Source organism: Micromonospora solifontis (assembly GCF_003725545.1).
Lineage (GTDB): Bacteria > Actinomycetota > Actinomycetes > Mycobacteriales > Micromonosporaceae > Micromonospora > Micromonospora solifontis.
Genome location: NZ_RJLN01000086.1, coordinates 1 through 21,816, shown reverse-complemented (window position 1 = coordinate 21,816; position 21,816 = coordinate 1). Strand labels below are relative to the sequence as shown.

Here is a 21,816-nt window from a genome sequence, read left to right as displayed (position 1 = left end):
GCCTCCCCCGCGGGTACGCCGATCGCGCTGCCCCAGCCCGTCCCGCTGCTCGGCCGGGACCGGGACGTCACCGAGGTGGCCGCCCTGCTGGGCGCCGACCGTCCGGTGGTGAGCCTGGTCGGCCTGGCCGGGGTGGGCAAGACCGCCCTCGCGCTCGCCGTCGCGTACGCGGTCGCCGCCGACCATCCGGCCGGCGTCACCGGGGTCCTGGTCGGCGAGGGCTCCGATGCCAACGACGTGCTCGCCGCCTCGGTCGCGGTCCTCGGCGGGAGCCGGCTGGACGACCTCGCCTGCCACCTCGCCGACCGGCCGGCCCTGCTCCTGGTCGACGCGGTGGAACGGGCGCCCGAGCCGGTGGCCGAGGCGCTCGGTGCGCTGCTCGCCGCCGCGCCGACCCTGCGCGTGCTGGTCACCGGTCGCCGACCGGTCGGCCTCCCCGGTGAGCTGGTCCGTCCGGTCGCGCCGCTCGACGTACCGCCGATCGGGGTGACCCCCGGGGAGCCGGCGGAGCTGGCGCGGTGGCCCGCCACCGCGCTGTTCGCCGCCCGGCTCGCCCAGGTGCGGCCGGAGCCGCCCACCCCGGCCGAGCTGCCGGCGCTGGTGGCTCTGGTCCGCCGCCTCGGCGGGCTGCCCCTGGCCATCGAGCTGATGGCGGCCCGGGGCCGGATCCTCGACGTCACCGAACTGCTCGACCGGTACGGCGACCGGGTCCTCGACCTGGCCACGGGCGGCGGCCCCGGCTGGCGACCGGCCGACCGGCCCGCCGCATCGGTGACCCTGCGGGAGGCGGTGGCGACCAGCTACCGGCTGCTGGCTGGGGAGGAACGGGTCGCGCTGCGCCGGCTCGCCGCGTTTCGTAACCGGTGGTCGGTGGAGCTGGCCGAGGAACTGCTCGCCGATGGCGGCGACCGGGAGGACGCGGTCCCGTTGCTGGACCGGCTGCGGGAACTCGGCCTGCTCAGCGTCCGCGGCACCGGCCCGTTCCGGTTCCGCCTGCTCGACGCGGTCCGCGACTTCGCCGTGGAGCAGGCCGCCGGTGAGGGCGAACTGGCCCGGATCCGGCGCCGGCACGCCGTCGTCGTGGCCGGGCTGGTGCGTCGGACGGCCCCGGGCCTGGTCGGTGCGGACGTGGCAGCCGCGGTACGGGTGCTGGACGAGGCGACCAGCGACATCATCGCCGCGCTTGGGTACGCCGCCGAGCACGACCCGGTGACCGCACTGCGGCTGGCGGCGGCGCTGCCACGCTGGTGGCGGCTGCGCGGTCGGGACGTCTCCGGGCGGCGGTGGCTGCGGCGGCTGCTGGCCGATCCGCGCACCGCCGACGCCGACCCGGTGCTGCGGGCCTGGGCGATGCTCGGGGCGGCCCGGCTGGCCGTCGAGCACGACGCGGGCCCGGAGGAGCTGTCCGGCGCGCGGGCCGCGCTGGCCGCCTTCAGCGCGGCCGGGGAGGTGACCGGTGAGCTGTCGGCCCGTTCGGTGCTCTGTGCGTTGCTGCCCGCCGTCGCGGCCCACGACGAGGCCCGGGAGCAGGCGCAGGCGCTGCTGGAGACGGCCACCCGGCACGGCCGGGCGCGCGAGATGGCGGTCGCGCAGACCCACCTGACCTGGCACGACGTACGGGTGGGCGACCTGGCCGGGGCGCGCCGCCGACTGGCCACCGTGGACCGGCTGGCCGTGGAGTGCGGGGAGCAGCGGCTCCGCCTGCAGGCCCGGGCCAACCTCGCCGAGGTCGCCCGCCTCGAGGGCCGGTACGTCGACGCCGTCGCGCAGGGGCGGCGGGTGGCGGTGGCCCTGGCCGAGCAGGGTGACCCGGGGCAGCGCCGCCGGGTGCTCGGCACGGTCGGCCTGGCCCTGGCCGAGGAGGGACGGACGGCGGAGGCGCTGGAGGTGGTGGCCGAGCTGCGGCGTGCCCTCCCGGTGCCGGGGCAACGGTCGCCGGTCGGGGTGGGCCAGGCCGGGCCGGACCGGGCCCGCCGGCCGGCGCACACGGTCTGTGCGCTGATCGAGGGGCAGCTCGCGCTGCGCCGCGGGGACCGGGAACTGGCGGCCGAGTGGTTCGAGGCGGCCGCCGCCACCGCGGTTGAGGGCCGCGACCGCCGGGATCTGATCGAGGCGCTGGTGTGGCTCGCCGCGAGCACCGCCGACGTGGCGGTGCTGGACCGGTTGGACCGGGCCCGCCGATCGAGCGGCGTCAGCCTGCTGCCCCGCGAGGAGGAGTTGCTCTACGCGTTGGTGGCCGGGCGCGGGCGCCGCTGACCGGTCCGCTCCCGGCTGCCGGCCCGCGGGAGCGGGGGTGGCGCGAGCGAAGAAGCCCCCTGGTGTTGCCCCTCGCTCATCGCTCGCGCCGGCACCCCCCGGTGCACCCCCGCTCAGGGAAGAGCCTATCCAGGCCGGGCGAGCGAATTGGACGATTCCGCAGCCATTTGGGGGGATGCTAAGCGCGTTCTGCCGGTCTTTCTGCCGGTGACCGACCGGTCTCGGGCCCCCGGATCGGGTGCCGGTTCAGCAGCCGGCGGCGCTCGGCACGTGCGCCGGGGCCGGATCCGTGCTCCCGGCGGTCGCGCCCGGGTGGACCGCGTCACGGACCCGGCGCAGGCCGTCGAGGAGGGAGTCCAGGGCGGCCGGATCGAGCTGGCCGGTGAACCACTGCTCGATGATCTGCAGGTGCCCCGGCAGGGTCTCGTCCAGCCGGGCCAGGCCGGCGGCGGTGACCACCGCGTACGAGCTGCGCCGGTCCGAGGGGCAGGCCCGGCGGCGCAGCAGGCCGTCGCGTTCCATCCGGTCGACCACCCGGGTCACCCCGCTGGTGGAGAGGGAGGTCTGGGCCGCGAGGTCGGTCATCCGCAGCTGGTGCCCGGGTGAGCGGGTGAGCCGCATCAGCACCTCGAACTCGACCGGGGAGAGGCCGTGCTCCTCGAACTGGGCGGCGAACCGGGCCGACAGCCCGGCGCTCGCCTCGAAGAGCAGGCCGATGGCGGTGATCCGGGGGTCGTCGAACACGTTGTGGTCCACGCCTACATCCTAGCAGTCCTTGACACAGGGAATATTGCTGCGGCTATAGTTGCTCAGTCAGTCGTTGGGCTACTAAACAATCTCCCCTGGAGGACAGCACCATGACCAGCAGCACCGAAGCGGTTACCCGCGACTGGGAGGGCCTCACCATCCCGACCGCCGGCACCTACCTGCTGGACGCCGCGCACAAGCGCGTCGGGTTCGTCGCCCGGCACATGATGGTCAGCAAGGTACGCGGTGAGTTCGCCGAGGCGGCCGCCACGATCACCGTCGGCGACGACCCCATGCAGTCGTCGGTGACGGCCACCATCCAGGCCGCCAGCATCAACACCGCGCAGGCCGACCGCGACGCGCACCTGCGCAGCCCGGAATTCCTCGACGTCGAGCAGTTCCCGACCCTGGAGTTCCGCAGCACCGCCGTGAAGTCCCGCGACGGCAACGAGTTCGTCCTCTCCGGCGAACTGACCATCAAGGGTGTCACCCGCCCGGTCGACCTCGAGGTCGAGTTCGAGGGTGTCGGCCGCAGCCCGTTCGGCCAGGACATCTTCGGCTTCTCCGCGAGCACCGAGATCGACCGTGAGGACTTCGGCCTCACCTGGAACGTCGCGCTGGAGACCGGCGGCGTCCTGGTCGGCCGGAAGGTCAAGATCGAGATCGAGGGCGAGGCCGTCCGCCAGGCCTGATCTCCCGTACGCCGCCAGGGCCCGTGCCGTCAGCCGACGGCACGGGCCCTGGCGGCGCCCTGCCCCCGGCCTCCGCCCGCCCTTCCGCCCGCCCTCCGCCTGAGGTGAAGGGCGCGAGATGCCGCATCTCGCGGCTTCCGCTCGGCCCGACGGCCCGGGATGCCGCATGTCGCCGTCCCGTCCCCGTCCCGACCCCCGTGACCGGGTGCGAATTGTCACGCCTTGTTCACAGGTTGGGGGCGGTGCCGCGCCCTCTGACTGGGTAGGAGTGCAGACCTGCGCCCGGCCCCCTGGTTCCGGTGGGCCGGGCGCACTTAACGTGAATGCTTCACAATGCGTTCCGGAACGGTACGGTTCCGTTGCGCTTCGCGCCGGGAGGACAGATGGGCAGAGACGTCGAGCAGGGCGCCTTCTCCCGGGAGGACCGGGTCCGCTACCGGCAGAAGGTCCGGCGGTGCCTGGACGTCTTCGCGCTGATGCTGGACGACTTCGGCTTCGACGCCGACCGCCCGATGACCGGGCTGGAGATCGAGCTGAACCTGGTCGACTCGGCAGCCGAGCCGGCCATGCGCAACGACCAGATCCTCGCGGACATCGCCGACCCGCTGTTCCAGACCGAGCTCGGGCAGTTCAACCTGGAGTTGAACGCCTCGCCCCGGCTCATCGAGGGCACCGGCTTCGCCGACTACGAGCAGGACCTGCGTGGCAGCCTCGCCCGCGCCGACCAGCGGGCCGCCAGCTCGGACGCCAAGATCGTGATGGTGGGTATCCTGCCCACCCTCACCGAGCGCCACCTGGTCGCCGACAACCTCTCCACCAACGAGCGCTACCGGGTGCTCAACGACCAGATCGTCGGAGCGCGGGGCGAGGACATCGAGCTGGACATCCGGGGCGTCGAACGGCTCCAGACGCACACCGACTCGATCGCCCCCGAGTCGGCCTGTACCAGCCTCCAGTTCCATCTTCAGGTGGCGCCCGACAGCTTCGCGGACTACTGGAACGCTTCGCAGGCCATCGCCGGGGTACAGGTGGCGATCGGGGCCAACTCGCCGTTCCTCTACGGCCGCCAGCTCTGGGCCGAGACCCGGATCGCCCTGTTCGAGCAGGCCACTGACACCCGGCCGGACGAGCTGAAGGCCCAGGGCGTACGCCCCCGGGTGTGGTTCGGGGAGCGCTGGATCACCTCGATCTTCGACCTCTTCGAGGAGAACGTCCGCTACTTCCCGCCCCTGCTCCCCATCGTCGAGGACGAGGACCCGGTGGAGGTGCTGCACGCCGGCGGGGTCCCCGAGCTGGCCGAGCTGCGACTGCACAACGGCACCGTGTACCGCTGGAACCGGCCGGTCTACGACATCATGAACGGCCGCCCCCACCTCCGGGTGGAGAACCGGGTGCTGCCGGCCGGGCCGACCGTGGTGGACATGCTGGCCAACGCCGCCTTCTACTTCGGACTCGCCCGCGCGCTCGCCGAGGCGGACCGGCCCATCTGGAGCCAGCTCACCTTCAGCTCGGCCGAGGAGAACTTCCACGCCGCCGCCCGGCGCGGCATCAACGCGGTGCTGCACTGGCCCCGGCTCGGCGAGGTGCCGGTGACCAAGCTCGTGCTCGACGTCCTGCTGCCGAAGGCCGCGCAGGGCCTCGACCGGTTCGGCGTCGCCCCGGCCGAGCGGGACCGCCTGCTCGGCGTCATCGAGCAGCGCTGCCGTACCGGCCGCAACGGGGCGGTCTGGCAGACCGAGACGGTCTGGGCCGCGGAGCGGCACCGGGGCATGGACCGCACGGCCGCCCTGCACCACATGGTCCAGCGTTACGCCGAGCTCCAGCGCAGCAACGAGCCCGTACACACCTGGCCCGTCGACTGACCACCCCCACCGCCGGCAAGATCGCGCTCGTACCGGGAAGTAGTGGCCTCCCCCACGGGCGAGACCACTACTTCCCGGTACGAGCGTGACTTCCGGGCCGTGCCCGGGGAGCCGGTGCGGCGACGAGCCGTCCGGTCAGCGGCTGGGCCGGCGCGCCTTCGCCCCGGTGGTCGCGTCGCTCTCCGAGGCGTGTTCGGGCGCACCCGCGCCGGGCGTACCCTCGTCGCCGGCGCGGACCGGCGGGTCCGACGGCGTCCGCTGGGGCGGGATCGCCCGACCGCGACCGCCGGCGGTCCGGGACCGCTTCGAGGTGGCCTCGACCGTGCTCGTGCCCGGCGTGGCCGGGCCCGAGCCCGGCTCGGCCGCTTCGGAGCGCTGCCTGGTCGGCCCCGCTCCGGGACTGGTCGCCGTCGTGCCCCGCTGCTTGGCCGCCCCCGCCCCCGAACCGGTCGGCTCCGCCCCCGAACCGGTCGACTTCGGGTCCGATCCGGACGGCTCGACGCCGGGCATGCTCGAGGCCGGGCCCGAGTCGGCCGACCGGTCGGCCGTCGCGGGTTCGGTGGCCGGCTGTGACGGCCCGGTCCCGGCGGACCGGCGGCCGAGCCGCCACCGGCGGGAGCTCGCCCGGTCGTCCGCGGCCGCTGCCTCGACCGGCGCCCCGGCCACCGGCCGGTCCGGTTCCAGGGTGGGCCGGTCGGCCGGCTCGTCGGTGCGCTGGTGGGGCAGCGTCGCCCCGGCCCGCGCGGCGGCCCGGAGTTCGGCCCGTTGGGCCAGCGCGGCCACCAGGACCGAGCCGCCGACCCCGGCGACCACCGCGTACGGGGCGATCAGGTGGGCGGACAACTGCTCGGGAGCGATCCCCGCGAGCCTCGGCACGGCCAGCAGGTAGGCCAGCGCCACGAGGACCGGCCCGGCTGCTCCCGAGGCCGCCGCCCCCACCCGCCGCTCCGGCACCCGGGCGGTACGCCGCGCGGCCAGCACGCCGATCACCAGCGCGGAACCCAGCGCGAGCAGGGCCCCCGGCCAGTAGAAGTAGTCGCGGATCCAGAAGCGGTCGCTGTCCGCGCTGATCTGCCAGATGCCGAGCTGTGCGGTGGTCAGGCCCCGGCCGGCGAGCACCCCGTCGACCACCGACACCACGGCGAGCAGCCAGAGCCAGCCGGTGGTGGCGACGAGGTTGCCGGCGGCCGCCCGGGAGTGCAGCGCCCAGATCGCCAGCAGCACCCCCGCGACCAGCCCGGCGACGGCGTAGCCGGCGGCCACCGTCTGCGGGGAGAAGGTGTACGGCACCCGGGCGGCGCGGGCCGGTACGGCGGCCAGCAGCACGGTGATCAGCGCACCCACCCCGGCGGCGACGGCCAGGACGAGGTTCCGCAGCGTACGACCGGGCTCCTCGTCCTCGCCCCGCAGCCAGCGGGCGCCGACCGCGCCGGCCACCACGGAGGTGGCGGAGATCCAGGTGGCCCAGGCGAGGCTCGCCACCCAGGCCGCCTCGACCCGGGTGCCGCCCGCCGACGACCAGTTGATGATGCCCAGGCCGTAGCCGAAGCCCAGCTGTGCCGCCCCCGTCCCGGCGGCGACCCCGAGCGCGGTGGCGACCGATCCTCCCCAGCCCCGTCTGGCCATGCCGGGCAGCGTAGCGTCCCAGCGTCGGCGCGGCGAGTCGTGACGGGATGCCGCTTGCGTCGCCGACTTGTGGGTTGGTGGCGGCCGATACGGTCGCCGGTGACTGAGGCGGTGGGCGGGATGACGGACGACGGGCACCCGGAACGGCGACCGGGGGTACGCGACGACCAGGGGCCGGACCGGAGGCGGCTGCTCCTCGGGGGTGGCCTGGCCGCGGTGCTGCTCGCGGTGATCGGGGCGAGCGGGGGCTGGATGCTCGCCGGCCAGCCGGACCGTCCCGTTTCGACCGCCGGCAGCCCGCTGGCGTCGAGCGGGCAGACCCCGTCCGAGGCGCCGCCGACCACGCCGTCGCAGCGTCCGACCGCGACCCGGACCAGCGCCACGCCGGCCGGCCTGACCGTTCCGGAGCTGGTGGGCACCGACTTCGCGGAGGCGCGCCGGCAGCTGCGCGACCGGAAGCTCGGCTGGCGGCTGATCTTCGGCACCGGTGCCGACCGATCCGTCCTGCGCACCTCCCCCGAGCCGGGTACGCCCGTCCGGCGCGGGATCACCGTCACCCTCTGGGTCGCCGGGTCCGCACCGGCCGTCGCCGTACCGGACCTGACCGGATCGGACTGCGGTGCCGCCGCGGACGACCTGGTCGAGGCGGGCCTCTATCCGCGCTACCGGGCCGGCCGCCGGGGCGAGGTCACGGCCCAGGACCCGGTCGCCGGCACCCCGGCGTACTGGAACGACCGGGTCACCCTCAGCTGCGGCGCGGTGGCGTCGACGGCACCGGTGGTCACCCCGTCGCCGACCCCGTGACCGCCGGCTCGCCGCGCTGATCCGACCCGATGGTTGCCCCGGCCGATACCGTGGACGACCGAGGGCCAGGGTGCCCTGACCCTGCGGGGAAAGGACGTGCCGTGAGCGACGACCGCCAGGAGCCACCCGCGGGGGATCCCGACGCGACCCGTGCCCTGCCGCCCGACCGTCCTGCCGGGGACGCCGGCCGGGGCGCCCCGGCGGACGCGGACGCCACTCAGGCGTTGCCTCCGGAGCGCGGGGGCGTGGCCGACGCCGACGCCACCCGGGCGATGCCGGCGACCGGTGGTGCCGCCGGGCCCCGCCCACCGGACGCGACGCGCCCGATGCCCGGCGGAGCCGCCCGTCCGGACCGGGCCGGCGCCACCGCGCCCCTGCCGCCGGCCTGGTCCGGACGGGCCGGGGTGCCGACGCGACCGGCCGCCTACCACGAGCCCGGCGCCGAGTGGTACGCCGAGGAGCAGGCGGGGCGGCGCTGGTGGATGCCGATTCTGCTGGGGATTCTCGCCCTGCTGCTGGTCGCCCTGATCGGCCTCGGGGTGTGGCTGGGGCTCCGTGCGACGGAGCGGAACCCGGCACCCACCCCGTCGCCGACGGCCGTGCCGACCAGCGCGCCGCGGACCAGCGCCGCGCCGACCACCACCGCGCCGAGCAGTTCGCCACCGACCACGCCCCCCAGCCCGAGCAGTGCCGAGGTGCCGATGCCGCCGCTGGTGGGGCTGCCGGAGTCCGCCGCCCGGGCGATCCTCGACCGGCTGGGCGTGGACTACCGGGTGGAGACCCGGGAGTCCGACCGGCCGGCCGGCACGGTGCTCGCGACCGACCCGGCGGCGGGTGAGCCGATCGCGGACGGGGACCGGGTCACCCTCGTGGTGGCCGAGCGTGCGACGCCGACCACGGCCGCCGGCACGACGACGGCCGGCCCGACGGCCACGGCGACTCCCTGACCGTCACCACTGCCGGCGTCTCGTGCCGACCAGGCCCAGCCCGGCCAGCGAGATGGCGAGGCCGAGCAGGCCGGAGTAGAACAGCGAGCGGCTGACGTCCTCGGTGTCCCGTACGCCCTGCGGGTCGGCCAGCGTGCCCTGGCCGGCGCCGGCTCCCGCCGGGTCCGGGGTGGTCGGCACACCGCCGCCCGCCACCTCGTCCTCCGGTGCGCCGGCCCAGCCCTGCTCGTCCTCCGCCGTGCCGGGGGGCGCGGTGCCCTCGACCACGGTGATCTCCGGAGCGGGCACGGGTTCGGTCGACTGTTCGGTGGCGGAGAAGGCGGGGTGCCGGACCACGAGTGCGAGTGCGGTCGCGGTGCCGAGGAGCGCCAGGAGCCCGAGGGCGTAGTTGATACGGGACCGGTGGTGCCGCCGTGCTGCGGGCAGATTGACCATGACCATCCCAGGTTCAGGGTCAGGGACGCACGGGGTGGAAACTTGCCGGGGTGGGCGTACCGATTCTATGGCGGCGGCACGCCTCCCGGCCCGGTATTGGTGGGGTCAGCCGACCCGGACCGGGGTCCGGACGAGCGGACGGCGGCCGGCTCGGACGGTGTGCTGCCGTGGTGCCGCCGCGGCCTGGTGCTGCCGCAGCCCGTCCTGCTGTACGAAGATCGACCGCCGGTTGACCGCGTCCCCCGCCGCGTTCAACTCGTAGCCGTCGAGCCAGAGCCAACCGTCGTAGGTCGGCCAGTCGAGCACCCGGATCACCCGGAACATGATGGGCCGGAGGAACTGGACACTCGCCGCGCGTGTCACGTGCAGTACGTCACCGGAGCGGGGAAGCACATGGGCTCCTGGGAGGGTTCGGCCGGACGAGCCGGCGAAAGCTGATCGGGGGGACAGGGGTCCGGCGACGGGGTCGTGCCGCGTGGACCGGCTGATCAGGTGTTTCGGTGGTGGTCGAGTGGTTTCCGCGGTGGCGGACGCCCACTCGACCATCACCCGGCTGCTCCCGGCTACCGCTCCCGCCGCCGCAGTCAAACTGGCGTACAGCGGCGGGGTCTTCACCCCGGGGCAGGTCTCACGGCGCGGGACGGCTCCCCTCCTGCCGTCCCACGGCCCGTGGGATCACCACGCCCGGAGATCATGCGGAGACGGTGAGTAACCCGTGCCATAACGACAGAGTGCATCAGGGACGTGCTTCATGCAAGTTGCACGTCGACTTTTGCCGATACGCGAGCAGGACACGTGAACGGGACGCTTGAAGCGGCCGCCTTCGAAACGGCACACTGGACGCCGGTTTCGCCCGACGCGGCCGGTCGACGACCGGGCACCACCCCCTGCCGCTAACGAATCGCCCGCCGTCAACACGGTCGCGCCCCCGGCGGGCGTCGAACCGGCGCGATCGACCGGAGGTGGGCCCCGGTGAGCGAGCGGAGCGAGCGAGCCAGCAAGCTCAGCAGCGCGCGAGGCGAGCGGAGTCGGCGTTCCGAGCCGGCGACCGGCGGGGGAGCGGCACCGTGGTGAGTGAACGGCGCAGCCCGACCATCCGGCGTCGTCGCCTCGGGGCGGAACTCCGCCGCCAGCGGGAGGCCGCGGGCATCACCATCGAGGTGGTCGCCGAGCAGCTCGAGTGCTCGGCCTCCAAGATCTCCCGCATCGAGACCGGCCACACCACCGCCACGCCCCGGGACGTACGGGACATGCTCCGCATCTACGGGGTGGTCGGCGCGGAGAGCGACGAGCTGGTGCAGATCGCCCGTGAGGCCCGGCAGAAAGGCTGGTGGCATCCGTACAGCACGGTGCTGGTCGGGGCGTACGTGGGGTTGGAGGCGGCGGCCAGCTCGATCCGGGCGTACGAGCAGCAGGTCGTCCCCGGCCTGCTGGAGACCGAGGAGTACGCGGGGGCGATGATCCGGGCCGCTCGGCCCGACTTCAGCGCCGAACAGGTGGAACAACGGGTGCGTGTCCGTCTGGGCCGTCAGTCGTTGTTGACGCAGGATGATCCGGTCGATCTGTGGGTGGTGCTCGACGAGGCGGTGCTGAGCCGGCCGGTCGGCGGCGACGCGGTGATGCGTGGCCAGCTCGAACGGCTGGTGGAGGTGGCCCAACTGCCGAACGTGACGTTGCAGGTCCTGCCCTTCGAGGTGGGAGCGCACGCCGGCATGGACGGCACCTTCACCATTCTCAGCTTCCCCGAACCGAGTGATCCCGATGTCGTGTACGCGGAGAACGCCACGGGTGGGCTCTTCCTCGAGAAGAGCGACGAACTGCAGAAGTACAGCTTCATCTTCGATCACATACGAGCAGCGGCCATACGACCGGAGGAGTCGATCGCACACATCGCAAAACTGGCAGAGGAGCCGTTGTGGAAATGGCGACCAAGGAATTCCCCGTGGACCTGACGCAGGCGACGTGGTTCAAGAGCTCGAAGAGCGGGCCGAACTGCGACAACTGCGTAGAGGTCGCGTATGTGACCGGGGCGGTCGGCGTCCGGGACTCGAAGGACAAGACAGGCCCGGCGTTGGTCTTCGGCCCGGGTGACTGGCGTGCCTTCGTGGCCGGCGCCCGGGGCGGTGTGTTCGGCCGGATCTGATCCGGCGCGACCCTCCCCCCCCCGCCCCCCCGCCACCGAGAACGTGGTCCCGCCCGGCAGCGTCGCCGGGCGGGACCATTTCGTCACCCCGTCGCCAGTTCCGTCCCGCCTCGTTGAACCGCACAGATCGGCAACCGAGCGAGGCAGGCGAGACGGATGACGACGATCGGTTCAGAGAATGTCACCAACGGCCCCGGCAAACCGGAGCGGTTCGGCGGCAAGTATCGCGGGGCGCGCCGGGACACCGTCCTCACCGAGGTGGTCTCCGCCGACACCGAGCTCGGCGGCCGGGACACGGACGCCCCGGAGCAGGCCTCCCCGCCGCTCACCCTGCCCTCGCTGGACCCGAACCCGCTCACCGAGCCGTCGTTCCCGCCGAGCGGCTGGCCGGTCGAGCAGCCCGAGTCCCTGGTGGACCATCCGTTGCTGCGCGGCCTGCTGATGGAGTTGCCGCCAAAGGGCAGCGTTCCGCCGCCCGGCTGGCTGGACCGCTGGTTCGAGGCGACCCGGGCGATCCTGGAACTGCTATACGTGCAGGGGACTGGCCGCTCGCGGTGACACCGTGGTCGGTGGCGGCAGGGTCCGCTCGGCGAGCCGGTTGTGCCGCAGGGCGTGGCGTACCCCGATCACGATCACACCGAGCGCACCGACGGTGATGGCCGGGCCGGCCACCGCCGGCGTGGCGAGCAGCTCGACCCCCGCCGCCGAGACCACGGCCGGCAGCACCGCGAGCGCGGTCACCTGGAGCGGCAGCCCGACCAGTGGGTGGGCCGCCGCGGCGCGCAACCCGTGCGGGGCCGGCGTGTCGGGGGCGGCGGCGAGGGCGCCCGCGCCGGCCCGTAGCCGCCGGATCCGTGGGGCCGAGCAGGCCGCGACGACCAGCGCGGGGGCCGCCGCGAGGAGAAGGCCGGAGGCCGCCCGGTCGATCGGCGTCGTACCGGCGCTCTGCAGGCCCAGCACCAGGACGGCCGCGGTGAGCGCCAGGCCGGTGAGGGTCAGGGCGGACAGCCATCCGGTACGCCGGCGTAGGGAGCGGGCGTGGTCCAGCCGGGGCAGTCCGTCCGCCACCACGCCGGCGGCCGTCCAGACGGCGGCGACGGGGAGCAGAACGAGGAGATGGCTGTCCATGTCCACAGCCTTGCCCAGTTCGACGTCGAGCGAATCGGGGGCGTGACCCCGGTTCGTCCCGTACGTGCTCCCGTAGGGGGGCATCCCGTCGGAGTTATGGCACATCCGGCATGTTCACAGTGTTCGCACACGGGACCTAGCCTCGCTGTGACCGGTCAGCGTCGATCCGCCGGAGCCGCACCGGGCGGGCGGGCCCGGGCCGGTCGGGAGCCAACCTCTTCCCACCGGCGTCCGGCGGTCCCCCTCGGGGTGGCCGCCGGACGTCGTCGCGGGCGTCAGACGTCGAAGCTGGCCGGACGCTCGGTGGCCGGCGCCGGCGGGGTGGCCTTCCACAGGCCGGTCTTCTGTGCGGCCAGGCGAGCCAGGTAGGCCGGGTTGAGGATGACGTAGCGCCGCCACAGCCGCTTCGGCTCCAGGCCGAGCCGCCAGAACCACTCCAGCCCGGCCCGTTGCATCCACGGCGGCGGGTTGCGCAGCAGGCCGGCGTGGTAGTCGAAGGCCGCGCCGACCGCCATCAGAGGCATGTCCAGCAGCGGCCGCATGGCGTACGCGAAGACCTCCTGGCGGGGGCAGCCCAGCCCGACCAGGACGAGTCGGGCGCCGCTGGCCTTGATCCGGTCGGCGATCTCGACGTCCTCGCCCGGCTGGACGGCCCGGAACTTGGACGGCTCGACCCCGGCGATCTTCAGCGCCGGGAACTTCCGCTCCAGGGCCGGGACCAGCCGGGACAGGGTCTCCTCGGTGGAGCCGTAGAGGTAGACCGGCAGCCCCTCCTCGGCGAAGCGGGCGAGCACCCGCAGCGTCAGCTCCGGCCCGTAGACCCGGTCGGTGAGGCCGGCGCCGTGCAGCAGGTTGAGCGCCCAGCGGACCGGCTGGCCGTCCGGAGTGACCACGTCGAACGAGTTGAGCCGGGCGTTGTGCGCCCGGTCGAGCACCCCGGTCATCACGCCGTGCACGGCCAGCGCGGTCAGGGCCAGCGAACGCCGCTCGTGGGCCGCCGTGACGACCGCCTCGGTCGCCCGGGCGTAGTCGGTCGCGTCGACGAGGACACCGAGGACGTTCCGCTTGGTGGTCATGCCTTCGGCACCCACTTGTCGACGTTGGCCTCGTAGATCTCGCGGAGGATCATCGGCACGTCGTAGGTGATCTTCCAGCTCGGGTAGTGCTCCTCGAACCGGGCCATGCTGCTGACGTACCACTGGTGGTCGCCGGTGCGGGCCTGCTCGACGTAGTTGATCTGCGCCTCGCGGCCGGTGATCTCCTCGGCGATCCGGAACGCCTCGATGTGCGAGGTGTTCGAGTGCCGGCCGCCGCCCAGGTTGTAGACCTGCGCCGAGCGCGGCTCGCGGAAGAACGCCTCGAACGCGGTGAGCACGTCCCGCGAGTGGATCGCGTCCCGGACCATCTTGCCCTTGTACCCGAAGAGGTTGTACGTCCGGCCCTCCATGACGCAGCGCATCAGGTACGCCAGGAAGCCGTGCAGCTCGGCGGCGGAGTGCGCCGGGCCGGTCAGCGTGCCGCCCCGGAAGCAGGCGGTCCGCATGTCGAAGTAGCGGCCGTACTCCTGCACCATCACGTCGGCGGCGACCTTCGAGGCGCCGAAGATCGAGTGCAGCGACTCGTCGATCGACATGTCCTCGGTGATGCCCTGGTACCAGGGATGGTCCTCGGGCAGCTCGTACCGGGTCTCCAGCTCGACCAGCGGCAGGCTGTTCGGGCGGTCGCCGTACACCTTGTTGGTGGAGCAGTGGATGAACGGCGCCTCGATCGCGTGCCGCCGGGTGTTCTCCAGCACGTTGAGCGTGCCGCCCGCGTTCACGTCGAAGTCCGTGTACGGCTCCTTGGCGGCCCAGTCGTGGCTCGGCTGCGCCGCGCTGTGGATCACCACGGCGATGTCCGAGCCGTACTTCCGGAAGACCTTCTCCAGGCCGTCCCGGTCCCGGATGTCCACCGGGTAGTGGGTGTAGGCGGTGCCCAGGTCGGCGGCGAGCCGGTCCAGGCTCCAGGCCGTCGAGCCGTCCTCGCCGAAGAAGTACCGGCGCATGTCGTTGTCGATGCCGACCACGTGGAGACCGAGGCCGGCGAAGTGCCGGGCCGCCTCGGAACCGATCAGACCGCCCGAGCCGGTCACCAACGCGACACTCACACGCCACTCCTGATCCATGGGAGGCAGGGAACGAATCGGAGCATAGCGTGACCTGCGCCGCGCCCCGATATGCGGCGAGGGCCCCGCGGTCCGCGGAGCCCTCGTGATGGTGGGGAAGGGGGGAGTTGAACCCCCACGCCCTTTCGGGCACACGGACCTGAACCGTGCGCGTCTGCCATTCCGCCACTTCCCCGTGGCTTGACCTGCAACACCGTAGCTCATCCCGCTCCCACCGTCTGCGGCGGGTGCCCGGACATATTACGCTGTGACCGGTCATCGCCACGAGCGATCACCGTTCGTGGCGGACGAAACTGTAGCACGACCATCGGGCCGTCCACGAACGGGCCGCCGGCAGCCGGCCGAGCGGCATGTGAGCTGCGGAGGCGGTGTCCGGATACCATCATGGCCTCGGGACCCGAGGAGGAGCCGGTGAGCGTGCTGCAACGCTTCGAAAAGCGTCTGGAAGGCCTGGTCGAGGGGGCCTTCGCCAAGGTCTTCAAAGGGGTGGTCCACCCCGTGGAGATCCTCAACGCCATGCAGCGGGAGGCCGAGGCGCACAAGGCGATCCTGGCCGGCGGGCGCACGTTGGTGCCCAACCGCTACGTGATCGATCTCTCGCCGTACGACCACAGTCGGCTGGCGCCCTACGCCGCCGCGCTGGCCCAGGAGCTGGCCCAGTCGCAGGCGGAGTTCATCGGCGAGCAGGCCTGGACGGTCTACGGCGACGTGATCGTCGAGATCGAGCGCGGCGAGGGGCTGGACACCGGCATGTTCCGGGTCACCGCCGAGGTCTACACCGGCGGCGACGTCGCCCCGGTCTCCGCGCCCGGCGGCTACGACGCCGGCCCGGCCTACCCGGCGTACGACCAGGGTGGCGGCTACGGCCCGCCGCCGGGGCACGGCGGTGGCCGCAACGTCCGGCTGGTCTCCGGTGACGGCCGCACCTACCCCCTCCAGATGGGCTCGACCGTGATCGGTCGTGGCGACCAGGCCAACCTGCGCCTGCCCGACGTCGGGATCTCCCGCCGGCACGCCCGGCTGGACTTCGACGGCGGCCAGGTCGTGCTGACCGACCTGGGCTCGACCAACGGCACGATGGTCAACGGCCAGCGCGTCTCGGCCGTCGCCCTCAACCCGGGCGACATGATCCAGCTCGGCACGACCACCCTGACCTTCCGCGTGGACGGCTGACCAGCGTTGCCGGAACTCGTCATCACCGTCGCCCGGTTCGGGTTCCTCATCCTGCTGTGGATCTTCGTGTTCACGGTGGTCGGTGTGATCCGCCGGGACCTCTTCGCGGGGGCCCGGTCGGGCCGGCTGGTGGCCGCGCCGCGCGGGGTCGGCGCGCCCGCCGGACCGCCGGCGAAGCCGGCCAAGGTGAAGCGAGGCAGGGCCGCCCACCAACTGGTGGTCACCGCCGGTCAACTGGCCGGCACCCGGATCACGCTGGGCGAGGCGCAGATCACCATCGGTCGCGCCGAGGATTCGACGCTGGTGATCACCGACGACTACGCCTCGGCGCGACACGCCCGGCTCGTGCCGCGTGACGGGCAGTGGTACGTCGAGGACCTCGGCTCGACTAACGGCACCTACCTGGATCGCGCTAAGGTCACCGGACCAACCCCCGTCCCCCTCGGCGTGCCGATCCGGATCGGCCGCACTTCCCTCGAATTACGGCCATGACTCTGACCCTGCGCTACGCGGCCCACAGCGACCGCGGTCTGATCCGAGACGGTAACCAGGATTCCGTCTACGCCGGGCCGCGGCTGCTCGCCGTTGCCGACGGCATGGGCGGCATGGCCGCCGGTGACGTCGCCAGCAACATCGTCATCGGTGCCATGGCGCCCCTCGACGAGGACGTCCCCGGGGACGCCCTCGTCGACGCGTTGCGTTCGGCCGTGGGCACCGCCAACCAGCAGCTCCGCGACACCGTGGACGCCAATCCCCAACTGGAGGGGATGGGCACCACGCTCACCGCGACCCTCTTCTCCGGCAGCAAGCTCGGGATGGTCCACATCGGTGACTCGCGGGCCTACCTCCTGCGGAACAACGAGTTCGCGCAGATCACCAAGGACGACACGTACGTCCAGATGCTCGTCGACGAGGGCCGGATCAGCGCGGAGGAGGCGAGCAGCCACCCCCAGCGCTCGCTGCTCACCCGGGCGCTCGACGGCCGCGACATCGACCCCGAGTACAGCGTCCGCCAGGTGCTCCCCGGCGACCGCTACCTGATCTGCTCCGACGGCCTGTCGGGCGTGGTCAGCGCGGACACCATCGCCGACACCCTGCGCGAGTACGCCGACCCGCAGCAGTGCGTCGAGCGGCTGGTGCAGCTCGCCCTGCGCGGCGGCGGACCGGACAACATCACGGTGATCATCGCGGACGCGACGGACGAGGACATCGTCGAGGCGTCCCCGATCGTCGGCGGCGCCGCCGCCCGGGACCGGGGCATGGCCACGTCGGCCGACGTCTCCACCCCGGCGGCCCGCGCCTCCGCGCTCTCCGCCCCCCGGCCGGCCGCGCCGGAGGAGCCCGCGGACAGCCGCGACGACGAGCCGGAGCCGCGCCGGCACCACCCGCTGCGGACCGCCGCCATGCTGCTGGCGCTGCTGGTCATCCTCGGTGGCGGCCTGTTCGGCGGGTGGAGCTACACCCAGCGCCAGTACTACGTCGGCGCCACCCAGGACGGGCAGCTGGCCGTGTTCCGGGGCGTGCCGGGCCAGATCGCCGGCCTCGACCTGTCCAGCGTGCACGCCACCAGCGAGGCCAAGCTCGACGACCTCACCCTGGCCGCGCAGGAGCAGGTCAAGCAGGGCATCCAGGCCAAGAGCGAGCCGGACGCCGAGCGACGGCTGGCCGAGTTGACCAGCGACGACCCGGCCAACCCGAACCTGAAGCCGCTCTGCCCGCCCAGCCCGAGCCCGACGGCCGCGGCGCTCAGCCCGACGCCGACCGCCACCGTGGTGGCCAGCACCACCCCGGTGGCCCCGTCCGGCAGCGCCACCGCCGTCCCTTCGGCGACCCCCACGCCCGTGCCCACCGCGCCGACCACCACGCCCGACGCCGTCCCCTCCGACACGGTCCCGCCGGTCGACCCGGCCGGCTGCCGGTTGCCGGAGTGAGCGTCGGTTCGACCCGGAGGACGCATCCGTGACCGCAGCCGCCGTACCGGCAGCCTCGCCCGCCTCGACGGGCGAGCAGCCCGGCGTACGCCTGGCCCGGTCCCGGCGCAACGCCGAGCTGTCGCTGCTCCTGCTCGCCATGGTGCTGGTGGCGGCGTACGCGGCCACGGTCGAGGCGAACGTGCTCGACACCGTCACCACGGACTTCTGGGTCCCGGCCGCCACGCTGGGCCTGGTCTTCCTCGGCCTCCACCTGGTGATCCGTTGGCTGGCACCCTTCGCCGACCCGGCGCTGCTGCCGGCGGTCGCCCTGCTCAACGGCATCGGCGTGGGCTTCCTGCGCCGCTACGACCTGGCCCAGGCGGCCCCGGAGGAGCGGGAGCACCTGGCCATCTTCGCCGGCACGGGCGGGCGGCAGCTCGCCTGGACGCTCGGCGCGGTGGTGCTCGCCGCCGGGTTGCTGGCGATCATGCGGGACCACCGGTCGCTCTCCCGGTACGCGTACACGCTGGGGCTGGCCGGCATCGTGCTGGTGATGATCCCGGCGGTGCTGCCGGCCCGGTTCTCCGAGATCAACAACGCCAAGCTGTGGATCCGGATCGGCGGGTTCTCCATCCAGCCGGGTGAGTTCGCGAAGCTCGCCCTGCTCGCCTTCTTCGCGTACTACCTGGTCCGCAAGCGGGAGGTGCTGTCGCTGGCCAGCCGCCGGCTGCTCGGCGTCGACTTCCCGCGCGGGCGCGACCTCGGCCCGGTCCTGGTGGTCTGGCTGATCAGCCTCCTGGTCCTGGTCTTCGAGAAGGACCTGGGAACGTCGCTGCTCTACTTCGGCATGTTCGTGGTGACGCTCTACATCGCCACCGAACGGGTGAGCTGGCTGCTGATCGGCCTGGTCCTCTTCTTCGGCGGCGCCTACCTGGCGTACGTGCTGGGCAGCACGGTCGGCGGCCCGTTCGCGAACTTCTACCTGCGCGCCGAGATCTGGCTGGACCCGTTCGGTGACCCGTACGACAAGGGCTACCAGCTCGTCCAGGGCCTGCTCACGCTCGGCAGCGGCGGCCTCTTCGGGGCCGGGCCCGGTGGCGGCCAGCCGACCCTCCTGCCCGAGGTGCAGACCGACTTCATCTTCGCCGGCATCGGCGAGGAGATCGGCCTCTTCGGCCTCTCCGCGCTGCTCGTGGTCTACCTGCTGATCGTCGAGCGGGGGCTGCGGGCGGCCCTCGCCGTCCGGGACTCGTTCGGCAAGCTGCTCGCCGGCGGTCTGGCCTTCACGCTGGGCCTGCAGGTCTTCGTGATCGTCGGCGGCATCAGCAAGCTCATTCCGCTGACCGGTCAGACCACTCCGTTCCTCTCCGCCGGTGGCTCGTCGCTGATGGCGAACTGGCTGCTCATCGCGGTCCTGCTGCGGGTCTCCGACGGGGCCCGCCGGCCGGTGGCCGCGGGCGGGCCGGCGGCCCGCCCGGCGGGTGGACCGCCGGAACAGCTGCACGGTGCCCCCACGGAGGTGATCCGGCCGTGAACGCACCGCTGCGCCGCGTCGGTGTGGTCGTGATGATCCTGTTCGGGCTGCTCTTCGCGAACCTGAACTGGATCCAGGCCTACAAGGCGGACGAATACCGCAACAGCGACTACAACGGCCGGGTCCAGGTCGCCGAGTACGACCGCAAGCGCGGCAACATCGAGGTCGGCGGCACCGCGTACGCGATCAGCAAGGACACCGGTGGGAAGCTGCGCTTCCTGCGCACCTACCCGGGCGGCGCGGAGTACGCCCACGTCCTCGGCTACCAGCCGGTCAACGGAACCTCGACCGGCATCGAGCGGACCGAGAACCAGTTCCTCGCCGGCACCAGCGACCAGCTCATCGGCGACCGGGTGAAGGATATGTTCACCGGGAACAAGACCGGTGGCGGCAACGTGCTGCTGACCCTCTCCAAGCGGGCCCAGGACACGGCCTTCAAGCAGCTCCGGGACAACCAGGTCGGGGCGACCCGCGGTGCGGCGATCGCGATCGACCCGCGTACCGGGGCGGTGCAGGCGCTGGTCTCCATGCCGAGCTTCGACCCGAACCCGCTGGTCAGCCACGACACCACGGCGGCGTCGAAGGCGTACAACAAGCTCGAGCAGGACAAGGACCGGCCGCTGGCCAACCGGGCGCTCTCCGAGGTGCTGCCGCCCGGCTCCACCTTCAAGGTGGTCATGTCCGCGGCGGCGCTGGAGAGCGGCTACACCAAGCAGACCAGGATTCCCGCCGGAGCGAGCTGGACGCCGCCGACGTCCGGCACGCCGATCAAGAACGCGGCCGACTCGATCTGTCCGCAGGACGAGGTGACCCTGATCCAGGCGCTCACCGAGTCCTGCAATACCGGCTACGCGCAGCTCGGGGTGAAGCTCGGCGCGGACAAGGTCAAGGAGAAGGCCCGCCAGTTCGGCTTCGAGCAGGACGACCTCACGGTCGGCCAGCTGGGCGAGGGCGGCCTGCCGGTGGCGGCCAGCCGGACCGGGGAGATGACCGCGCCGGACGGCGCGACCGACCCCGCAGCGCTGGCCCAGTCCTCGATCGGTCAGCGCGACGTCCGGATGACCCCGTTGCAGGGCGCGCTGATCGCCGCCTCGGTCGCCAACGGCGGTAGCCAGATGCGGCCGTACCTGGTCAAGCAGCTGCTCGCCCCGGACCGCACCACCAGCTACTACACCGCCAAGCCGCGCGAGCTGCGCCAGCCGGTGAGTGGGCAGGTCGCGGCTGACCTGCGGGACATGATGGTCAGCGTGGTCGAGAACGGCACCGGCAAGTCGGCCCGCATCCAGGGCTACACAGTCGGCGGCAAGACCGGCACCGCCCAGTCCGGCCCGGGCACCCCCGACCACGGCTGGTTCATCGGCTTTGCCCTGGACCGGAACGGCACCCCGATCTCGGCGGTCTGCGTCGAACTGGAGCAGGCCGGCTCCGGCGGCAGCCACGAGGCGGCCCGGATCGCCGGCAAGATCATGGCGGCGGCCATCGCCGACTCCGGGGGTCGCTGACATGCTCAGCCCGGGGGTGCAGCTCGGCAACCGCTACCGCCTCGACGAGCGGATCGCCAGCGGTGGCATGGGTGACGTCTGGCGTGGCACCGACCAGGTGCTGGGCCGGACCGTCGCGGTGAAGAGCCTGCTCCCCGCCCTGCTCGACGAGCCGGGCTTCGCGGAGCGGTTCCGCGGCGAGGCCCGGACCATGGCCACCATCAACCACCCCGGCGTGGTCGACGTCTACGACTTCGGCAGCGACCAGCAGATCGCCTTCCTGGTCATGGAGTACGTCGAGGGCGACGCCCTCTCCTCGACCCTGAGCCGGGTCGGGCGGCTCACCCCGGCCCGGACGATGGCCCTGCTCGCGCAGGCCGCCGACGCGCTGCACGCCGCGCACGAGAAGGGGATCGTGCACCGCGACGTGAAGCCGGGCAACCTGCTGGTCCGGCCGAACGGCACGCTCGTGCTCACCGACTTCGGCATCGCCCGCTCCGACCTGGTGGGCCAGCTCACCGCCGCCGGCTCGGTGCTCGGCACCGCCTCGTACATCTCGCCCGAGCAGGCCACCGGGGCCGTCGCCACCCCCGCGTCCGACGTGTACGCGCTCGGCGTGGTCGCGTACCAGTGCCTCGCCGGGCGACGGCCGTTCGAGGGGGACAACCCGCTCGAGATCGCCATGAAGCACGTACGGGAGGCTCCCCGGCCACTCCCCGCCGACATCCCGCCGCAGGTCCGCGCCATCGTCGAGCGGGCCATGGCCAAGGACCCGGCGGCCCGCTGGCCGAGCGCCGCCGCCCTGGCCAGCGTCGCGCGGCAGGTCAAGCTCGCCCTGTCGCAGCAGGCCCGCGGCGGCACGGGGCACGCGGGGCCGATCTCCGGCGTACCCTCGTCGCCCGCCGCGCCGG

21 protein-coding genes and 1 tRNA gene are annotated in these 21,816 nt (G+C 73.2%); 14 read left to right on the top strand and 8 right to left on the bottom strand.

All coding sequences use genetic code 11. The features are described 5' to 3' along the window. On the top strand, positions 1–2,256 hold a 2,256-nt coding region (locus tag EFE23_RS22960), incomplete at its 5' end, for an ATP-binding protein (protein ID WP_123242999.1). 246 nt (positions 2,257–2,502) lie between these two features. On the opposite strand, the gene EFE23_RS22955 is transcribed toward EFE23_RS22960, so the two are convergent. Next, a complete protein-coding gene (locus tag EFE23_RS22955) occupies positions 2,503–3,012 on the bottom strand; it encodes a MarR family winged helix-turn-helix transcriptional regulator (protein WP_123242998.1) in 510 nt (169 codons plus the stop codon). A gap of 101 nt (positions 3,013–3,113) precedes the next feature. Here EFE23_RS22955 and EFE23_RS22950 point away from each other — a divergent pair, with 101 nt between their 5' ends. Both EFE23_RS22950 and EFE23_RS22945 read left to right on the top strand, forming a co-directional pair. Continuing rightward, positions 3,114–3,695, top strand: a complete 582-nt coding sequence (locus EFE23_RS22950) for a YceI family protein (protein ID WP_123242997.1) — start codon at positions 3,114–3,116, stop codon at positions 3,693–3,695. A gap of 383 nt (positions 3,696–4,078) precedes the next feature. Then, positions 4,079–5,557 carry a glutamate-cysteine ligase family protein gene (locus EFE23_RS22945; RefSeq protein WP_123242996.1) on the top strand — a complete coding sequence of 493 codons (1,479 nt, stop codon included), beginning with the start codon at positions 4,079–4,081 and terminating at the stop codon, positions 5,555–5,557. 135 nt (positions 5,558–5,692) lie between these two features. Here the strand turns inward: EFE23_RS22945 and EFE23_RS29790 are convergent, their stop codons facing one another. Next, positions 5,693–7,183 (bottom strand): hypothetical protein, encoded by a 1,491-nt coding sequence (locus EFE23_RS29790; protein WP_373684035.1) that lies wholly within the window; start codon positions 7,181–7,183, stop codon positions 5,693–5,695. A gap of 99 nt (positions 7,184–7,282) precedes the next feature. Between EFE23_RS29790 and EFE23_RS22935 the strand changes: the two genes are divergently transcribed. Both EFE23_RS22935 and EFE23_RS22930 read left to right on the top strand, forming a co-directional pair. Continuing rightward, a complete protein-coding gene (locus tag EFE23_RS22935) occupies positions 7,283–7,987 on the top strand; it encodes a PASTA domain-containing protein (RefSeq protein ID WP_233601111.1) in 705 nt (234 codons plus the stop codon). A 101-nt stretch (positions 7,988–8,088) separates the two neighbouring features. Further along, positions 8,089–8,934: a PASTA domain-containing protein gene (locus EFE23_RS22930; RefSeq protein ID WP_123242994.1), complete on the top strand. Its 846-nt coding sequence runs from the start codon at positions 8,089–8,091 to the stop codon at positions 8,932–8,934. Between the two features lie 3 nt (positions 8,935–8,937). On the opposite strand, the gene EFE23_RS22925 is transcribed toward EFE23_RS22930, so the two are convergent. Together EFE23_RS22925 and EFE23_RS22920 are read right to left on the bottom strand one after the other, a co-directional pair. After that, positions 8,938–9,375, bottom strand: a complete 438-nt coding sequence (locus EFE23_RS22925) for a hypothetical protein (RefSeq protein ID WP_199737181.1) — start codon at positions 9,373–9,375, stop codon at positions 8,938–8,940. A 99-nt stretch (positions 9,376–9,474) separates the two neighbouring features. After that, positions 9,475–9,762, bottom strand: a complete 288-nt coding sequence (locus EFE23_RS22920) for a hypothetical protein (protein ID WP_123242993.1) — start codon at positions 9,760–9,762, stop codon at positions 9,475–9,477. Between the two features lie 677 nt (positions 9,763–10,439). On the opposite strand from EFE23_RS22920, the gene EFE23_RS22915 reads away from it, so the two are divergent. The 3 genes from EFE23_RS22915 (at position 10,440) to EFE23_RS22905 (ending at position 12,070) form a co-directional block, all read left to right on the top strand. Beyond that, positions 10,440–11,321: a helix-turn-helix domain-containing protein gene (locus EFE23_RS22915; protein ID WP_123243002.1), complete on the top strand. Its 882-nt coding sequence runs from the start codon at positions 10,440–10,442 to the stop codon at positions 11,319–11,321. Beyond that, entirely contained in the window at positions 11,291–11,512 is a 222-nt protein-coding gene (locus EFE23_RS22910) for a DUF397 domain-containing protein (protein WP_123242992.1), read from the top strand. Before EFE23_RS22915 ends, EFE23_RS22910 begins: the two co-directional genes overlap by 31 nt. A gap of 156 nt (positions 11,513–11,668) precedes the next feature. Then, a complete protein-coding gene (locus EFE23_RS22905; RefSeq protein ID WP_123242991.1) occupies positions 11,669–12,070 on the top strand; it encodes a hypothetical protein in 402 nt (133 codons plus the stop codon). Here EFE23_RS22905 and EFE23_RS22900 read toward each other — a convergent pair. The 4 genes from EFE23_RS22900 to EFE23_RS22885 form a co-directional block, all read right to left on the bottom strand. Continuing rightward, positions 12,038–12,640 (bottom strand): hypothetical protein, encoded by a 603-nt coding sequence (locus EFE23_RS22900; protein ID WP_123243001.1) that lies wholly within the window; start codon positions 12,638–12,640, stop codon positions 12,038–12,040. The genes EFE23_RS22905 and EFE23_RS22900 overlap by 33 nt on opposite strands. Before the next feature lie 275 nt (positions 12,641–12,915). Next, positions 12,916–13,716, bottom strand: a complete 801-nt coding sequence (locus EFE23_RS22895; RefSeq protein WP_123243000.1) for a WecB/TagA/CpsF family glycosyltransferase — start codon at positions 13,714–13,716, stop codon at positions 12,916–12,918. Then, entirely contained in the window at positions 13,713–14,786 is a 1,074-nt protein-coding gene (locus EFE23_RS22890; protein ID WP_123242990.1) for an NAD-dependent epimerase/dehydratase family protein, read from the bottom strand. Before EFE23_RS22890 ends, EFE23_RS22895 begins: the two co-directional genes overlap by 4 nt. A gap of 107 nt (positions 14,787–14,893) precedes the next feature. After that, positions 14,894–14,979 (bottom strand) — tRNA-Leu (locus EFE23_RS22885). A 209-nt stretch (positions 14,980–15,188) separates the two neighbouring features. Here EFE23_RS22885 and EFE23_RS22880 point away from each other — a divergent pair. From EFE23_RS22880 to EFE23_RS22855, 6 genes are all read left to right on the top strand, one after another. Then, positions 15,189–15,977 carry an FHA domain-containing protein gene (locus EFE23_RS22880; RefSeq protein ID WP_123242989.1) on the top strand — a complete coding sequence of 263 codons (789 nt, stop codon included), beginning with the start codon at positions 15,189–15,191 and terminating at the stop codon, positions 15,975–15,977. 6 nt (positions 15,978–15,983) lie between these two features. Then, positions 15,984–16,469, top strand: coding sequence for an FHA domain-containing protein FhaB/FipA (locus EFE23_RS22875; RefSeq protein ID WP_123242988.1), 486 nt, complete (start codon positions 15,984–15,986; stop codon positions 16,467–16,469). Beyond that, the gene (locus EFE23_RS22870; protein WP_123242987.1) at positions 16,466–17,908 is read left to right on the top strand and encodes a PP2C family protein-serine/threonine phosphatase; all 1,443 of its coding nucleotides are present in this window, start codon (positions 16,466–16,468) and stop codon (positions 17,906–17,908) included. Before EFE23_RS22875 ends, EFE23_RS22870 begins: the two co-directional genes overlap by 4 nt. Positions 17,909–17,936: 28 nt before the next feature. Then, the gene (locus EFE23_RS22865) at positions 17,937–19,424 is read left to right on the top strand and encodes an FtsW/RodA/SpoVE family cell cycle protein (protein WP_123242986.1); all 1,488 of its coding nucleotides are present in this window, start codon (positions 17,937–17,939) and stop codon (positions 19,422–19,424) included. Continuing rightward, complete coding sequence (locus EFE23_RS22860; protein ID WP_123242985.1) at positions 19,421–20,926, top strand: peptidoglycan D,D-transpeptidase FtsI family protein; 1,506 nt, start codon at positions 19,421–19,423, stop codon at positions 20,924–20,926. Before EFE23_RS22865 ends, EFE23_RS22860 begins: the two co-directional genes overlap by 4 nt. A 1-nt stretch (position 20,927) precedes the next feature. Then, positions 20,928–21,816: serine/threonine-protein kinase (locus EFE23_RS22855; protein WP_148058507.1), on the top strand; the 889-nt coding region annotated here is incomplete at its 3' end.

Excerpts from the sequence above, each read along its gene's own strand:
- EFE23_RS22950 (WP_123242997.1), top strand. The coding sequence starts at position 3,114 with ATGACCAGCAGCACCGAAGCGGTTACCCGCGACTGGGAGGGCCTCACC.
- EFE23_RS22945 (WP_123242996.1), top strand. The coding sequence starts at position 4,079 with ATGGGCAGAGACGTCGAGCAGGGCGCCTTCTCCCGGGAGGACCGGGTC.
- EFE23_RS29790 (WP_373684035.1), bottom strand. The coding sequence starts at position 7,183 with ATGGCCAGACGGGGCTGGGGAGGATCGGTCGCCACCGCGCTCGGGGTC.
- EFE23_RS22925 (WP_199737181.1), bottom strand. The coding sequence starts at position 9,375 with ATGGTCATGGTCAATCTGCCCGCAGCACGGCGGCACCACCGGTCCCGT.
- EFE23_RS22910 (WP_123242992.1), top strand. The coding sequence starts at position 11,291 with ATGGCGACCAAGGAATTCCCCGTGGACCTGACGCAGGCGACGTGGTTC.
- EFE23_RS22905 (WP_123242991.1), top strand. The coding sequence starts at position 11,669 with ATGACGACGATCGGTTCAGAGAATGTCACCAACGGCCCCGGCAAACCG.
- EFE23_RS22900 (WP_123243001.1), bottom strand. The coding sequence starts at position 12,640 with ATGGACAGCCATCTCCTCGTTCTGCTCCCCGTCGCCGCCGTCTGGACG.
- EFE23_RS22895 (WP_123243000.1), bottom strand. The coding sequence starts at position 13,716 with ATGACCACCAAGCGGAACGTCCTCGGTGTCCTCGTCGACGCGACCGAC.
- EFE23_RS22880 (WP_123242989.1), top strand. The coding sequence starts at position 15,189 with ATGGCCTCGGGACCCGAGGAGGAGCCGGTGAGCGTGCTGCAACGCTTC.
- EFE23_RS22870 (WP_123242987.1), top strand. The coding sequence starts at position 16,466 with ATGACTCTGACCCTGCGCTACGCGGCCCACAGCGACCGCGGTCTGATC.